The organism is Marinimicrobium sp. C2-29, assembly GCF_038419845.1.
Lineage (GTDB): Bacteria > Pseudomonadota > Gammaproteobacteria > Pseudomonadales > Cellvibrionaceae > Marinimicrobium.
Window position 1 is genome coordinate 15,735 of record NZ_JBCAQT010000009.1, and the last position, 16,274, is coordinate 32,008.

The 16,274-nt window shown below is 55.2% G+C and carries 13 protein-coding genes; 8 read left to right on the forward strand and 5 right to left on the reverse strand.

The window, feature by feature from the left end; translation table 11 throughout:
- Positions 1 to 9: 9 nt before the first annotated feature.
- The 8 genes from AAE484_RS10060 to AAE484_RS10095 all read left to right on the forward strand — a co-directional run bounded on the left by AAE484_RS10060 (position 10) and on the right by AAE484_RS10095 (position 10,958).
- On the forward strand, positions 10 to 1,035 hold the full coding sequence (locus tag AAE484_RS10060; protein WP_341938253.1) for a zinc-dependent alcohol dehydrogenase: 1,026 nt from the start codon (positions 10 to 12) through the stop codon (positions 1,033 to 1,035).
- The gene (locus AAE484_RS10065; RefSeq protein ID WP_341938254.1) at positions 1,032 to 1,796 is read left to right on the forward strand and encodes an SDR family oxidoreductase; all 765 of its coding nucleotides are present in this window, start codon (positions 1,032 to 1,034) and stop codon (positions 1,794 to 1,796) included. The genes AAE484_RS10060 and AAE484_RS10065 overlap by 4 nt, the downstream gene beginning before the upstream one ends.
- A gap of 4 nt (positions 1,797 to 1,800) precedes the next feature.
- Positions 1,801 to 3,243, forward strand: coding sequence for an aldehyde dehydrogenase (gene aldA, locus AAE484_RS10070; RefSeq protein WP_341938255.1), 1,443 nt, complete (start codon positions 1,801 to 1,803; stop codon positions 3,241 to 3,243).
- Positions 3,244 to 3,405: 162 nt separating this feature from the next.
- On the forward strand, positions 3,406 to 5,751 hold the full coding sequence (locus AAE484_RS10075) for an agarase (RefSeq protein WP_341938256.1): 2,346 nt from the start codon (positions 3,406 to 3,408) through the stop codon (positions 5,749 to 5,751).
- A gap of 21 nt (positions 5,752 to 5,772) precedes the next feature.
- Complete coding sequence (locus AAE484_RS10080; protein WP_341938257.1) at positions 5,773 to 8,121, forward strand: alkaline phosphatase D family protein; 2,349 nt, start codon at positions 5,773 to 5,775, stop codon at positions 8,119 to 8,121.
- A 49-nt stretch (positions 8,122 to 8,170) separates the two neighbouring features.
- Entirely contained in the window at positions 8,171 to 9,166 is a 996-nt protein-coding gene (locus AAE484_RS10085; protein WP_341938258.1) for a sialic acid TRAP transporter substrate-binding protein SiaP, read from the forward strand.
- Complete coding sequence (locus tag AAE484_RS10090; RefSeq protein WP_341938259.1) at positions 9,163 to 9,678, forward strand: TRAP transporter small permease; 516 nt, start codon at positions 9,163 to 9,165, stop codon at positions 9,676 to 9,678. Before AAE484_RS10085 ends, AAE484_RS10090 begins: the two co-directional genes overlap by 4 nt.
- Entirely contained in the window at positions 9,675 to 10,958 is a 1,284-nt protein-coding gene (locus tag AAE484_RS10095) for a TRAP transporter large permease (protein ID WP_341938260.1), read from the forward strand. The genes AAE484_RS10090 and AAE484_RS10095 overlap by 4 nt, the downstream gene beginning before the upstream one ends.
- A 25-nt stretch (positions 10,959 to 10,983) precedes the next feature.
- Here the strand turns inward: AAE484_RS10095 and AAE484_RS10100 are convergent, their stop codons facing one another.
- The 5 genes from AAE484_RS10100 to AAE484_RS10120 form a co-directional block, all read right to left on the reverse strand.
- A complete protein-coding gene (locus AAE484_RS10100) occupies positions 10,984 to 12,240 on the reverse strand; it encodes an NAD(P)/FAD-dependent oxidoreductase (RefSeq protein ID WP_341938262.1) in 1,257 nt (418 codons plus the stop codon).
- Positions 12,241 to 12,242: 2 nt separating this feature from the next.
- The gene (locus AAE484_RS10105; RefSeq protein WP_341938263.1) at positions 12,243 to 12,551 is read right to left on the reverse strand and encodes a 2Fe-2S iron-sulfur cluster-binding protein; all 309 of its coding nucleotides are present in this window, start codon (positions 12,549 to 12,551) and stop codon (positions 12,243 to 12,245) included.
- Positions 12,552 to 12,596: 45 nt separating this feature from the next.
- The gene (locus AAE484_RS10110; protein WP_341938264.1) at positions 12,597 to 13,760 is read right to left on the reverse strand and encodes a cytochrome P450; all 1,164 of its coding nucleotides are present in this window, start codon (positions 13,758 to 13,760) and stop codon (positions 12,597 to 12,599) included.
- Positions 13,761 to 13,920: 160 nt separating this feature from the next.
- Positions 13,921 to 14,643, reverse strand: coding sequence for a SapC family protein (locus AAE484_RS10115; RefSeq protein ID WP_341938265.1), 723 nt, complete (start codon positions 14,641 to 14,643; stop codon positions 13,921 to 13,923).
- A gap of 17 nt (positions 14,644 to 14,660) precedes the next feature.
- On the reverse strand, positions 14,661 to 16,211 hold the full coding sequence (locus tag AAE484_RS10120) for a tryptophan halogenase family protein (protein WP_341938266.1): 1,551 nt from the start codon (positions 16,209 to 16,211) through the stop codon (positions 14,661 to 14,663).
- Positions 16,212 to 16,274: the final 63 nt, after the last annotated feature.

Genomic DNA, 16,274 nt, shown 5'->3' on the forward strand with positions numbered 1-16,274 from the left:
AGGTGTCCCATGAAAGCTTCTCAATACGCAGGAAACAAAAAATTCACCATCGTCGAGGGCGAAAGAGTCGCACCCGGTGCCGGTGAAGTGTGCTTGAAAGTCGGTTATACCGGTATCTGCGGAACTGATATGCACATCTATCACGGCGTAATGGATAAGCGAGTGTCCATTCCCCAGACGACTGGCCACGAAGTGTCCGGTGTCGTGGATGAAGTTGGTGAGGGCGTCACTGACTACAAGCCGGGCGAACGGGTTGTCGTGCGTCCGCTGGACTATTGTGGAGAATGCCCGGCATGTGATGCGGGACATTCACACATCTGCCACAACCTTAAGTTTATGGGCATTGATACGCCAGGGTCCTTCCAGAACTACTGGACCGTGAAGGCCAGAACGCTCCATCGCCTTCCCGAGAACGTCTCCTTGCAGCAAGGCGCTCTGGTGGAGCCGCTGTCGGTTGCCTGCCACGATGTGGCTCGCGCGAGACTGAAAACCGGTGAAAAGGCCGTGGTGCTTGGTGGTGGCCCGATCGGTCAGCTGGTGGCAGCGGTCGCTAAGGGCATTGGTGCCGAAGTGATGGTGTCAGAGCTCAATCCGGCACGCCTGAAGTTCTCTGAAGAGCTGGGATTTGAGACGGTAAACCCCAAAGAAGAAGACATAGAAGAGAAAGTCAAAGCTTGGACGAACGGCAAAGGTGCGGATGTCGTCTTTGAGGTAAGCGGTGTTCAGGCCGCCGTAGAAACCATGACCCAGATCGCGTCGGTACGTGGCCGCATCTGCATGGTGGCGATTCACGCGGAAAAGCCTCTGGTCAACCTCTTCCACTTCTTCTGGAAAGAGCTGGAGCTGGTTGGCGCTCGCGTCTATGAGGCCGAGGATTTCGACCAGGCTATCGATATGATTTCCTCCGGAAAGATCGATATTGATCGGTTTATTACCTCAGTCTCTCCGTTGGATGAGATCGACGAAGCGTTCGCCAATATCGATGCAAACCCCGAAGGTATGAAATCTCTGATCAACTGTGGAGGCGTTCAATGAACGACATGTTTAACCTGGAAGGAAGCGTTGCCCTGGTAACCGGCTGTAGACGGGGTATTGGCAAGGCTATGGCTGTAGCTTTGGCCGAAGCCGGAGCCGATATTATCGGTGTGTCCGCGACTCTGGAATCCTCCGGCTCCGAGGTGGAGAAAGAGGTTACCGATAAAGGCAGAAAGTTCTCGGCCTATCAGTGCGACTTCTCCAATCGCGAGAACCTGTACGCCTTCATCAAGTCGGTCAAGAGCGATTATCCGAAAATTGACATTCTCGTGAACAACGCGGGAACGATCCGCCGGGAGCCGGCGACCGATCACGGCGATGACATCTGGGACGAGGTGATCGAAGTGAACCTCAACGCCCAGTTCATTCTGAGCCGGGAGATTGGCAAAGAGATGGTCGGTAATGGCTACGGCAAGATTATCTTCACAGCTTCGCTGCTGACCTTCCAAGGCGGGATTACCGTCCCGGGGTATGCCGCCAGCAAGGGGGCGATTGCCCAGGTGGCCAAAGCGCTTTCAAACGAATGGGGCCCCAAAGGGGTCAATATCAACGCCATTGCGCCGGGCTATATTGCAACGGACAACACCCAAGCGCTGCGTGACAACAAAGAGCGGGCCGACGCCATTCTGGCACGCATCCCTCAGGGGCGCTGGGGTGAGCCGGAAGACTTCAAGGGACCGGTAGTCTTCCTGGCTTCCACAGCATCCGATTATATGAATGGCAGCGTCGTTCTCGTTGACGGCGGTTGGATGGGAAGATGATCTCATGATTAAGAACAATCTCAACTTCATTGGCGGAAAGTACGTAGCGTCCAGCTCAGACTCGACCATCAAAGTCTATAACCCAACCACGGGTGACGTGGTCGGTGAGGTTCCGGGAGGAACCAAAGAAGACGCTCAGAGCGCGCTTGATTCTGCCAGCCAGGGTCAAAAACAGTGGGCCAAGCTGACCGCTCGTGAGCGTGCGTCAATCCTTCGTGCGTTTGCGCAAGGCATTCGAGGCAAAAAGCAGAGCCTGGCGAAGCTTCTGGTGGCGGAGCAGGGCAAGCTGCTCTCCGTAGCAGAAGCCGAAGTTGAGGCGACCTGCACCTTCATAGAATATGCCTGCGACAACGCGCTGACGATCGAGGGGGATATCCTTCCCTCTGATCGTCCGGGTGAGAAAATTTATATTCACAAAGTGCCGCGTGGCGTGGTGGTCGCGATTACCGCCTGGAACTTCCCGCTGGCGCTGGCTGGCCGGAAAATCGGCCCGGCGTTGGTGACCGGGAACTCCATTGTGGTGAAACCGACCCAGGAGACGCCTTTGGCAACATTGGCGCTGGGTGACATTGCGAACGAGGCGGGCATTCCTGCCGGCGTTCTGAACATTGTCAACGGTCATGGCTCTGTTGTGGGACAGCATTTGTGCGAAAGCCCCTTGACCAAGCTGATTACCATGACCGGCAGCACCCGGGCGGGGCAGATCATTTCCCGCACCAGTGCGGACCTCCTCACGCCGGTTATGCTCGAACTGGGTGGTAAGGCGCCTTTGATCATTATGGAGGATGCCGATCTTGATAAGGCAGTAGAAGAAACCTTCACAACGCGTTTCAGTAACTGTGGTCAGGTATGCACCTGTGCTGAGCGGGTGTATGTGCATGAGAGCCTGTACGACCGGTTTCTCGAAAAGCTGGTTCCAATGGTGGAGTCGATCAAACTGGGCGACCCGATGGACCCGGAAACGACCATGGGTCCCAAGGTGAATGCCCGGGAAATTGAAAACATCGACAAGCTGGTGAAAGAGGGCGTAGAGCAGGGCGCCAAGGTGCTAACCGGTGGAGGCGTTGCAGAAGTGAAGGCGTTTCCAAATGGTCATTGGTATCAGCCGACCGTTTTGGGCGATGTCAAGCAGGACAACGTGCTCGTTCACGAGGAAACTTTCGGCCCGATTCTACCGGTGGTGAAAATCTCCAGCATTGACGAGGCTATCACCTACTCAAATGACAGTATCTATGGTCTGTCTACGTATATCTTTACCAATAACTTGAACTATATCCATCGGTACATTGATGAAGTCGAAAGCGGTGAGGTCTATGTCAACCGTGGGATCGGCGAACAGCATCAAGGATTCCACAACGGTTGGAAACTCAGTGGTGCCGGTGGTGAGGACGGTCGCTATGGCCTTGAACAGTACCTCGAAAAGAAAACGGTTTACTTTCAGGAGTAAATTGGTTCGACGTCTCCCCGCCATGAACGACAAGCGGGAAGACGTCGTTCGGACCAAAACAACCGCTCTGAGCAAAATTGACTTCATTACAATAAGCTGTATTTGACGCCAGTTACGGTACCTTAACTGGCTTTTTGTTTAACTAGAATAAAGTGGTTTACGATGAGACTCCTTACGATTAATAAAAGTATCTCAGTCCTGATCTGTTCCCTGGCACTCGTAGCCTGCGATTCCGACACGAAAAAACTTGAGACAGACTCCAAGCCCCAAGCGAATCTTCTGGAAGTGTTGTATGACTTTGAAGAGGGAGTCAAAAGCAGCGTAAAGTCAAGTAGTGCCAATCTCGCGATTCGACCCGGCCCCAAGGAAGGAAACGTGCTCTCGGTTGAGTTTAAAGCCAGCGAAAGCAGCTATGCCGGCGTGACCTTCGAGCCGGAATCCCCCTGGGACTGGAGCCAATACGAGAGCTTCAACCTGAGGATGGACATGAAAAGTGTCGGTGAGCACTCGACGCAGATTTACCTGAACGTGGAAGACGCGGATGGTAAGGTGTTCACCAGAAGCGTGAATGTACCAGTGGGTGATTTCAAGACCTACTACGCCAAGATGTCCGGTCACGATATCGAAGGTACCTATGACGATGACGATACCGAGCTAAACTTCTCCTCGGGCTTGAGGTCTAATCCGCCCACTTGGGAATCAGAGGATGAAATGTTCGTCTGGATGTGGGGCACTCAACAGCTCAACACCGCCAAGATCACTAAAATCAGCTTAAGCGTTAAAGGGGCTTTGTTCGATAAAAAGGTCTTGATTGACGATATTCGGCTGGAGTCCAACCCTCCCATGAAGAAGGACTTTCTGGTGGGAATAGTAGACCGGTTTGGTCAGAATGCCAAAGCCGACTACCCGGGAAAAGTTAAGTCCGAGGGTGAGCTGATTCAGCGCCGCAAGGAAGAGATCGCTTCACTTAAAGAGGGCATGATGTCGGGTCGCTCCAAGTTCGGAGGCTGGAAAAATGGTCCGAAGCTGGAGTCCACCGGGTATTTCCGTACCGAGAAGTACAATGGTAAATGGTCTTTGGTTGATCCGGAAGGTTATCTGTATTTCGCGACTGGTCTGGATATCATTCGGCTGTCAAATACCACGACCATGACCGGCTATGATTATGATCAGGATTTGATAAAGAAACGGGATAAAGACGAACTGACCCCGGAAGACTCGATTGGTATGATCTCCGTGAGAGATGAAGCCAAAGCAACTCGTTTTGTCGCATCGGAAATACGTGCAAATATGTTCAAGTGGTTGCCGGATTTCGATCATGAGCTGGCCAATCATTACAGCTACCGCCGTGGTGCTCATTCCGGCCCCCTCGACCATGGTGAGACCTACAGTTTCTACCAGGCTAACTTGGAGCGTAAGTACGGCGAGGAGAAGCCGAACTCCTTCTTGAAGGACTGGGAGCGAGTCACCATCGCACGCATGCTGAACTGGGGATTTACTTCTCTGGGCAACTGGACCGATCCGCAGTTCTACGACAATGAGAAAATCCCGTACTTCGCCAACGGTTGGATTATCGGCGACTACAAAACCGTATCGAGCGGCAATGATTTCTGGGGCCCGTTGCCGGATGTATTTGATCCAGTGTTTTCCGAGCGTGCCAATGCCACCGCCGCACAGGTAGCTCGGGAAGTGCAGGGTAGCCCCTGGGCCGTTGGGGTCTTTATCGATAACGAAATGAGTTTTGGTCGCCCCGAGTCTGACCAGCTTCGCTATGGCATTGTGATCAACACCTTGGGCCGAGACGCCGAGAGCGTGCCTACCAAGCGAGCATTTACCCGTGCGATGCGTGAACAGTACGAAAATATTGAGGCGCTTAACGCCGCTTGGGATATTGACCTGGAAAGCTGGGAAGCGTTTGCCGCCGGCTTCGATCCGAAAGAGATTACGGCGGCCCAGCGCGAGGACTACTCCTCCATGTTGGAACTCTATGCGTCCGAATACTACCGGATTGTGGACCAGTCGTTGGAAGAGCATATGCCTAACCACCTGTACCTGGGCTCTCGGTTGCCGGATTGGGGGATGCCTATCGAAGTGGTTCGATCCGCCGCTAAGTATGTCGATGTTGTCAGTTACAACGCGTACAAAGAAGGCCTGACCAAGATCAAATGGGAGTTTCTGGAAGACATTGATATGCCAAGCATTATTGGCGAATGGCACATCGGCGCTACGGATCGCGGACTGTTTCACCCGGGCCTGATCCACGCTTCCAGTCAGCAAGATCGTGCCCGGATGTATAAGGACTATATGAAGTCTCTGATCGACAACCCGTACTTTGTGGGGGGGCATTGGTTCCAGTATATGGATTCGCCGATTACCGGACGCGCTTACGACGGGGAAAACTACAACGTCGGCTTTGTCGATGTGACCGATACGCCCTATCCGGAGATGGTGGAAGCGGCGAAGGAGATTGGTGAATCTCTTTATCAGCGACGTTTTGACGCGAAGTAACTCTCAGAGAAGATTAATAACATGAAAAGACGAGACTTTATTAAGGCGGCTTCGGTCAGCCTGGGAGCGGCCATGGCCCTCCCAAGTGCAGCGGCGCTTGCGGCGGCTAAACGCGAAAGGCTGACATCTGTGCGGCCGCTGGCAGCGTCAATTCCCTCTCAACAACAGACCTGGCTCGGGCCTGACTTCTGGGGTAATCGTCTGCAGGATTGGCAGTCGCGAAACGGACGCATCGAATGTCTTCGCGGCGATCAACACTTTGAGTGCCGCACGGTTTCTCTGCTGACACGTTCGCTCAATAACCGTCACGAGCCCGCCAGAATCCGGGTAACGGTAGGGACGTTGGACCCCGTCGCCGGTGGTTTTTGTGGGCTGTTGCTGGGTGTCGGCGGTGGTAAGCTGGATTATCGCTCGTCCTCTTTGGCGCAGCGGTTTTCCGGAGTCGGTGGTGGCTTCATGGCCACCCTGGATACCAACGGAGGCTTGGGGTTCCGGGACTTCAGTGATCACGCCCATCCTCTGGCGTATGAGGCCATTGTTCGAGAGCGAGCAATTCAGGGCGCACCCGTGGGTGAACGGGAGATCGTGTTGGACTGCCATATCGATCCGGTTCCCGGTGGGCGCTTCGATGTGCGACTGGTCGCGTTTGATGCTGAAAGTGAGCAAGAACTTGGCTTTGTGGTCCGTACAGGAGTCTTGCCCCACGAGCTGGAAGGCGGCGTCATGCTGGTGTCCTCTCCTTCGGGAGAGGAGGGCGCGGCAGGGGCCCGTTGGTGGTTCAAGGATGTTCAAACCGGTGGCAAAAAAGTGACCGAAGCGGATGTAAATGCGTTGGGACCAGTCATGGGGTGCATGTACTCTCTTAATGGCAAGACGCTGAAGTTGACGGCACAGTTCATGCCCCTGTCAACCGACGCTCACCCTACAGCTTGCCTTGAAGTGAAGCGTAAAAAAGGTGGCGATTGGCAGCGAATCGACACCGCTCGAATCGAAGACGGCTATATCGCCCGGTTTCGCCGCGATGACTGGGCCTCTTCGGAGGGTTACGACTACCGAATCACCTTCCCAGAGTCCCAGCCATCCCCGCTGTTTGAAGGGAGCATAGCGGCTGATTCCGGTGGCGAACATCCCCTGAATATTGCGCTGTTTTCCTGTATTTTGCCAACCGCAAAAAGCCTGAATGATGGTTTTTACAAACCGGCCATTCCCCAGGAGCGAACGCTGGGGCGTTACACGCCGGACAACATTCTGTTTCCGCACCGGGAACTGGTGTCGAATTGCCAGACGCATGACCCGGACCTGTTTGTGTTTTGTGATGATCAATATTACGAGACATATCCCACTCGAGTGGGCCGTGATACCCCGGATGCGAAGTTGGACACTCTATATCGCTGGTACCTGTGGTACTGGACCTTCCGCGATTCGATACGGCATAAACCGTCTATTGTGTTGGTGGATGACCACGATATTCTCCAGGGCAACCTCTGGGGGCAGGGCGGTGTCTCCGGTGGCGATGCCGAGGAAGACGGCGGTTTCAAACACGAAATTGACCTGGTGCGGATGGTCTATCGGGTTCAGTGTGGCCACAACCCGGATGGCTATGACCCCACCCCGATCGAAGGGGGAATTCCCGTCAGCTACGGTTCGTTTATCTATGGCGGTGTGAACTTCGCCTTCCTGGAAGATCGTAAGTTTAAATCTCCCCCCGACTACGAAGCTGATCCGTTGACTGTGAAAGGCGAACTGTTGGGAGAGCGACAGGAGCTTTTTCTGGCAGAGTGGGAGGAGACCCACCCGGAATTACCAAAAATGGTGTTGACCGCCTCGGTTTGGGGTTCTCCTCAAACAGACGAGCACGGGAATCCGCTGTTGGACTACGATGCCAATGGCTATCCACCCGATGGGCGTCGGCGGGCACTGCAGTTGGTTCAGAAAGCCGGTGCGATCGTGCTCTCTGGTGACCAGCACCTGGGAATGATGTGCGTTCAGGGCGTAGATGATTACGAGGACGGCCCCCTGTTTTTCTCTGGGCCCGCAGCGGCCGCGTTTTGGCAGCGCTGGTTTGAGGGCTATGGAAAGTTGGAAAACCCGAGAAATGGCGACCCCAATACCGGCCATTTTGTTGATACCTTTGGCAACAAGATGCGGGTGTTGGCCGTGGCCAACCCGAGAGTGTCCCACGCGACTTTTGAGGAGGGTAATGACAGTTGGGGAAAATTCTTGTTTGACCATCGCCTGAAAAGCGAAGGCTACGGACTGGTTCGAGTGAATACTCGTAAGCAGCGAGTCGTGTTTGAGTGCTGGCCCTGGCAGGCTGACCTGAAAAAAGATTCACAGTTTGACGGTTGGCCGTTGGAGGTGTCGCTGTAACCAGGGCTACACGGCCTTGTTGCGACACTTCCACCTGGAGGTCTGGCTTATGATGCGCCAATACCGCGCTGCTCTGATTCTGTGCACGACAGTCGCGGTGACTCTGCTACTGATTATTCTCTGGCGTGTCGAGGGCACGCGGACGCTGCGTTGGGCACATGTTTATGAAATCAGTTCGCCGTTTCATCAACAGACGCTTATAGCGGCCAGGGAGTTCGAAGAGCGGACCAATGGCCGTTATCGTGTGCGTGTCTATCCGGCCTCGGCACTGGGAAAGGAAAGCGCCATCAACGAGTCACTGGCGCTGTGTGCCATTGACATTATCTATACTGGCGCTTCACTCGTCGCGAACGAGTATCCGCCGATTGCACTGTCTGATTTTCCGTATGCCATCGATAATTTTGAACATTGGCAGGCATACCGCGACTCGTCGTTGTTTGAGGAAATGGCGACAGCGTTCGGCCGGGCAACGGACACGGAAGTCATAGGGCTGACCTATTACGGTTTCCGGCATGTCACCGCAAACAAGCCGATTTTGCACCCGGATGACATGCGGGGCCTGAAAATTCGCGTACCGAATGCGCCAATGTATCTGATCTTACCTAGAGCGACGCGTGCCAACGCAGCTCCGATGCCATTTTCGGAGGTTTATCTCGCATTGCAGCAGGGCGTGATCGACGCTCAGGAAAACCCGCTGACAACCATCCGGTTAAAGCGCTTTTACGAAGTACAGTCGCACATCAATCTGACAGGGCATATAGCTCCCTCACTGCTGACTCTCGTGTCGCACCGGACTCTCGATGAGCTCGGCGAAGAGGACGCAGCGTTGCTCAAGGACGTAGCGGACAGAGCGGCGCGGCGGGCCTCTGAGGAGATTGCGGCCGACGAGGTTGAGCTGGTCGAGTGGTTTGTAGATAAGGGCCTGACTGTCACTGAGGTGGATCGAGACGCGTTTCGAAAGGCTGTCGACGCCTATTTTGATGACCATGCCTATCCATTCGATGCGTCTTACCTGACGCGACTGAGGGAGCTTGCGAAACCATGAATAGTAGGCCGGCTGCCCGAATCCACTGGATCGACTGGCCTGCATTAGCGTTATTTGTGGCTCTCGCCGCCATTGTGCTATTGCAGTTCCTGTCGAGGTACGTCCTCAATGACAGCGTCGCCTGGACAGAGGAAATTGCCAGGTACCTGTTAATAGGTGTGGCCTACGCCGGTTCGACTACCGCGCTTCGGAAAGGCGAACACATTTTTCTTGAGGTCATCTACCGTCGCGTGTCCCTGGCCAGTATAAAACCGCTGGCGATTATGGTAGATCTCGTCAGCGTCGTGTTTCATGCGGTGCTGACGCTGCTTGCCGTCTGGCTCTCGATTGAAGCAGACCGGCGTATGATTTCGGTCGACCTGCCAAAGAGTATCGTCTACTGGTTCGTTGCAGCAGCGCTGTTTTCTACCACAGTCGTTTCGGTATGGCGTCTCATCCAGCGAGCTTGTCTAAGTAGCCGTGAGATCCTGAGCGAAATCGATAAAAGTGCCGGGAACGAGGACGCCGTATGATGATATTGCTACTTGTACTGGTGCTTCTGTTTGCGTTGATTCTTTCCGGGGCGCCGGTTTATGTCGCACTGGGTCTGTCATCGCTGGCGTATTTTCTCAGCGAGGGCATCGCCGGGGTTGCTGCCGCTCATACCATGATCAATGGACTCGACAGCTTTACGCTGAGTGCCATTCCGTTTTTCATTCTTGCTGGGCACCTGATGAATGCCGCGGGCTTTACCGAGCGCATATTCACTTTTGCGCGCGCGCTCGTTGGCTGGGCTCCGGGTGGCCTGGGCCATGTCAACATCGGTGCCAGCGTCGTATTTGCCGGAATGTCAGGTGCCGCCGTTGCCGATGCTGGCGGTCTCGGCGCCGTCGAGATCAAAGCCATGCGCGATGCCGGCTATGAGCGTGGTTTTTCCGTGGGTGTTACGGCGGCCTCATCGACGATCGGACCGATCATCCCCCCGTCGTTACCACTGATTGTTTACGGCGTGGTCGCCGAGGTGTCGATCGGTAAGTTGTTTGCAGCGGGTTTGCTGCCCGGACTGATCATGGCGATCGCGCTGATGGTAATGGTGCATGTCACGGCGGTCCGCCGCGGCTTTCGGCGCGAGGCGGCGTTTTCGACGCGATTCGCGCTGCGTGCTGCCAAATCCGCGATTTTGCCACTATTGACGCCGATCATCATTGTCGGCGGTATCGTATGTGGGGTTTTTACGCCGACCGAAGCGGCCATTGCCGCGGTGGCATTCACTACGCTAGTGGGTTGTGTCTTGTTCAGGACACTACGTTGGCGGGCGATCCTGGACGCCATGGTGGCAACGGTTGAGACAACCGCGTCCGTGCTCATGATCGTTGCTTCGGCGGCGTTGTTCGCCTGGGTACTCACAGCGAATCAAGTCGCGGATGGGCTCGCCAGTGGCTTGTTGGCCATGACCAGCGACAAGACTGCCGTTCTGCTGCTGATTATGGCAATTGTCTTTGTGGTCGGTTTCTTCATGGAAACGATCGCCGCGATTACAATTCTCGCACCGCTGGTGCTACCTGTCGCGATGGCTGTGGGCATTGATCCGGTTCACCTTGGGGTGGTGTTCGTGCTCAATCTGATGATTGGGTTACTGACGCCACCCGTTGGCATGGTTCTTTATGTATTGGCAAAGGTATCCAGAACGCCGTTCGAAGAATGTGTGCGTGCGACGCTGCCCTTTCTCGTGCCACTGTTCGGGGTGTTGTTATTACTGGTTTTCGTGCCCGAGATAGCGTTGTATTTGCCGGGTCTTCTGTTTGAAGATTGATCAGAATTCCTTCACATACCTGGCCTTACACGGCCAGGTTACTGAGGGAGAGCTCTTCTGAGGGGTTGGCTAACGTTTCTTTGTTCACGGGCCGCCCCTCTTTAATCAGCTTGGTGCCGATAACGTAGGCTTTGGGTTGGTTGACGGCATCGACAGAGAGAAGTTGCTCGCCGCGGAAATACCATACCGAAAGCCGGGGCGGCGAACTTTCGCCTTCCGTGCGGGTGACGATATTGTCATAACCGGCGGACAACCCCACAATTTGGAGTTTCACGTCGTACTGGTCGGACCAGAACCACGGAATGCTGTCGTAGTTACGTGGCTTTCCCGCAATGGCCGCCGCCGCAATTTTGCCTTGATCTATGGCATTCTGTACTGACTCCAGGCGTACCTTGCGGTCGTAGCGGGGGTTGTGGTGGAAGGTACAGTCGCCGATCGCGTAAATATCCGGATCACTGGTCCGGGCATGGGCATCGACCGCAATGCCGTTTTCAATGTCCAGGCCCGCCTCTTCAGCCAGCTCAATATTGACGACAATACCCACCCCGATGATAACCACATCGGCCTGGTATTCCTCGCCGTCCTCACACATGACGCATGGGCTACCGTCCACTTCGCCGAGTGAGACGACGTTTTTCTGTGTTTGAATGGTGACGTTGTTGTCGCGGTGTAGCTGCTCGAAGAAAGTGGACAACTCCGGACTGGTCACTCGCGCCAGCACCCGATCTTCCCGCTCAATAACGGTAACTGAAACCCCCATTTGGGTGAGAGAAGCGGCCGCTTCGAGCCCGATGTAACCACCCCCGATCACCACGGCACGTTTGCCCTGGGGTGGTGCAACGGCGGCCTTGATGTGATGAACGTCCGTGGCGGTTCTGAGAGGGAGCACAGCGGCCGTAGTATCAATACCCTGAATGGGCGGGATAATGGGCGAAGCCCCCACGGCCAGAATCAGTTTTGAGTAGGCCAGTGTCTCGCCGTTATCCAGCAGCAGTGTTTTTCGGCCGCGATCAATAGATGCCACCGTCACGCCGAGCATCAATTCAATGTTGTTATTGTGGTAAGCGCTTTCAGGCTTGAGAAGGATGCTGTTGATACCGTCGTCCGAGGTCAAAAATGCCTTTGACAGCGGTGGCCGGTGATACGGTAGAGCGTCATCTTTGTCGACTAGTATGATGCGTCCGGTCCACCCTTCTTTTCTCAGCGCAAAGGCGCTATTGACACCGCCGTGGCTGGCACCAACGATGACACAGACGGCCTCTTGTTCGGAGGAATAGGCCATGGTTAGTGCGCCACCTTGAGAATGATACCATCCAGTGCTTCAGACACGTCCAGCTGGCAGGTCAGCCGGCTGTATTCGGAGACTTCATCGTCCAGCTCAAGCATGTCTTTCTCAATGTCATTGGGACCACCGGTTTTCTCGAAGTCTTCCGGGCGGACGTGTACATGGCAGGTCGCACAGGAGCAAACGCCGCCGCAGTCCCCGTCAATACCTTGCACACCGTTGTCGACGGCCAGCTCCATAACCGTGCCTGTGGTGGCTTCTGCGGTAATGGTGTCGTTGTCTTGGGTAATAAAGGTAATCTTTGCCATAAAAGTCACCTGATACAGTCGTAATCGGTTTGTCGGTTATAGTGTTTATGACGTCAGAGCATCAAACGCGAGTTGAATGTTGTTGTAGCCCACTTTTCGGTCGAACGGACCCCAGTGTTCAATGTTCTCTTCTTGGTCCTTGATCTGGATACGCCCTACGTTTTCGCATAGCTCTTCAATCAAGATTTTGAGGATGGTGCGGGCGTGAGTGGCGCCCAGGCAGTTGTGGTGCCCAAAACCAAAGCTGATATGCGGGTTCACCTTGCGGTCGAGCACCACTTCGTTGGGCCTTTCAAAGACGGTGTCGTCCCGGTTGGCTGATGCCCAGCATAAGGAAATTCTCGAATCTTTTTTCACCGCGTGTTCGCATACGCTGCTCTCTTCGGTCGCCACACGGCCCATATGGGTCAGGGGCGAGAAGTAACGAATGAGTTCTTCGATGGCACGCCGGTGGATCTCCGGCTCGCTTCTTAATCGCTCCAGCGCTTCCGGGTGGTCCGCCAGGTAGGCCAGGGTATTGGTGACCATGTTGATGACCGTGTCCCGGCCACCCGCAAAGGTCAGCACGATTGCGCCCATCACTTCTTCCCGAGTGACGGGACGGCCTTCGACGGTGGACGCCAGCAGCACGGAGAACAGGTCGTCCCCGGGGTTGGCTTCGGCCTCGTCCATTTTCTGGTCGATGTAGTCGTACAACACCTGGGCCTTTCCGGCATCGAGGGGGTTGTCCTCACTGCGGAACACGTGGGTACCCCAACTGATGTAGGTTTCCGCCTCCTCAAAGGGCACATTGAGCAACAGGGTCAGGGCGCGGGATTGAAGCGGCAGGGAAAAGTCGTGAACGGCCTCGACGGCGTCGCTGTTATTGGCCGCTTGAATCAGCGTGCGAATCTGCTCTCTCAATGCGTTCTGGTAGCCCTCTTCCAGGGGGCGTTTGAACCAGGGGTCCATAATCTGGCGAAACTCACCGTGGAGTGGGGGGTCCAGCTCGAATGGCACCTGACGAATATCGCGAATATTCACTTCGGAGGGAACCACAATACGTCCTGCTCTGGCTTGAGAGGAGTAGGTTTCCCAGTTACGAGCACACTTGCGAACATCCTTGAGTCGCAACACCATGGCGACCGGGTCATTCTGATCATCAATTTCCTGAACGCCGGTGTTCGTGCGAGCCTCTTTGAACGGGTCGGGATGATCTGACTGACTCATAAGTGGGCCTCCAAAGTCGATAGCATCGTTTTAAGCCAGGATTTCCTTTGCCGGGTTCCTGGCTGCTATCTGTCATATTATGGTTCTCTGCGGCGCAGTTATAGGGTGAAACCACCAGAAAGCATCATAAATATGCTCTCTGGGGAGCGCCGGCTTCAGACTACTGGCGGTGCGTTCGCGTGAGCCAGTGAGCGAGCTTTTCGATATGGGTGCGGGCGTTCAAGAGGGCGTAACAGGTGCGTAGAGCGCCACTGTCATGAAGCGACTTGAGTGGCTCCGGATCGAGCCCGGCCAATGCGGCTTCATCGATCTGATAAAACCCAGTGAGGCTGACTTTGTCGCCCGCTGGGTTTTCGTACTCAATGGTAACAGGTTCGAGCAGTTGGTGGTGCTGTACCTCGGTTAAGAAGCGCTGGGTTGCCTCGGTCCCCTGCATCAGCGATGCAAAGCATTGTTGAATGCGCGTGAGCATGGGGCTGGGCTCTCCCGAGGGGGTGAATAGTGCGGTGCCGCCCTCATTGCTGAACGACGGATGGTTGGGGTCCAGGGTAATGAGCCCACGGTCGCTACTGTCCGCTTCCGGGAGGTAGAGCCGGAAAGGGTAGGTTGTGCATTCCATCGGCAGAAAAAACGCTTGCCACTGGCCGTTCTCAATAAACAGGTTTTGACGTTTATCCAACCCCAGGAGGGCAACCAATTGGAATTGGCCCGTGGTGGGGTTTTTGGTAATGAATAGCGGGTACTCATTGGCGAGCGGGACTACCTCCTCAAGCACAATAAACGCTGTGTCTTTTTGTGTCAGCGCCTGCAGGCGGGGCGCCGTATTGAGGGTTAAGTGGCGATGTTTTTTTTCATCGAGAGGGACGTATTGGGGTGAGGTCATACAATGCTCCAGTGCCGCTAGATGCTAGCGAGGCCGTATTTATGAATTTTCTCGAGGAGGTCGCGATGGGCGGGCAATGTTTCCGTCAGCCCATGAATCATTTTCTGGTTTCTGGCCATCACAGTGTCCGCCAGGTGAGCTTGTCTATGGCTCAACGTTCGAACCGTAGCGGTGGGGAACGCCATCCCGTACAGAATGTATTGATAGCTGATGGCTTGAAACAGCTCGCTCCGACGCTCGAAGTCGCTGTTCCTGGGGGCGCGATGGGTCCAGAGTGCCAGCAGGTCGGCGAGGCGCGCGGGAATACTGTCCGGGTGACGGTTGTCCTCCCAGAAAGGCGTTTGGCGCCTGCTGAGAACATAGTGCAACTTCAGGAACTCGACTGTGCGTTGCCAGTGGTAATCAAAGGTGTCGTTGTAGTGCTTCGCCGCGATGGGGATATCGGCGGTGACGCTCGGTAGCTGCTCGGCAATGGCCTCTGCGGACAGCTCAATCATGACCATGGCGGAGGCTTCCAGCGGCTCGAGAAAGCCGGCGGACAGACCGACGGCGACACAGTTCTTGTGCCAGAACCGCGCCCGCCTGCCTGCCTGAAAGCGGATGTCTCGAATGTCCTGGTCCGCAACCTTTGCGCCCGACGCGGCGATATAGGCTTTGAATTGATCAACGGCTTTTTCGGTTGATAGATAGTCATTCGCGTAGACGTGGCCAACGCCGCGGCGATTCTGCAGACCGATGTCCCAAATCCAGCCGGCTTCTTGAGCCGTGGAGCGCGTGTAGCCAGCAATCGGTGCCTGGGGTGAGGGGTACGCCACATGGGCGGTGATCGCCGCGTCGGTCATCAGCACGTCGTTGCAGGGTTGAAACGGCACTTGCAGTTGTTCACCCAGCAGAAATGAACGAAAGCCGGTGCAGTCGACAAAGAGGTCTGCCAAAATGTCGCCGTGTGCTTTGGTCTGAATATGAGTGATGGCGCCATCCTCACCGAGAGGTGCGGCAACAACGTCATCCCACAAGTGTCGAATACCGAGCGTCTCGATGCAGTGCTCCCGCAATAGCTGGGTGAAAGCGCCCGCATCCAGGTGATAGCCGTAGTTCACCGCACCTGAAAATTCGGGGTGAGTGATCTGTTTCGGTGCCAGGCCCCGCTCGCACAATGAAACCTGAGCCGATATCAATGCCGCGAAGGATTGGGACGGTTTTTCGATGCAATAAAAATCAGCGAGATTGACCTCGGACAGGCCTTCGGGAACCGCAAAGGGGTGGTAGTACACATCCGACGCTGTGTCTTCGTTCCAGCGGTCAAAGCGCGAGCCCTGCTTAAAGCTCGCGTGGCAACGGCGCACGAACTCGGTTTCTGAAAAACCCAGTTTTTGCAAAGTCCCACGCATGGTCGGCCAGGTGCCTTCGCCGACGCCTACGGTCGGCACGGAGGGGGATTCACAAAGGGTGATCGTCAGTGCTCGTTGCTGGATGCGGCTCTGATGCTCAGCGGCAATGAGTCCGGCGGTCAGCCAGCCGGCGGTCCCACCTCCCACCACCACGATGGATTGGACCAACGAAGCCATAGCGGAAACCTTTTGGTTCTGGCCCCGAAGCGCCGCTCTTTAGTGAGCGGCCGTCTTCATACC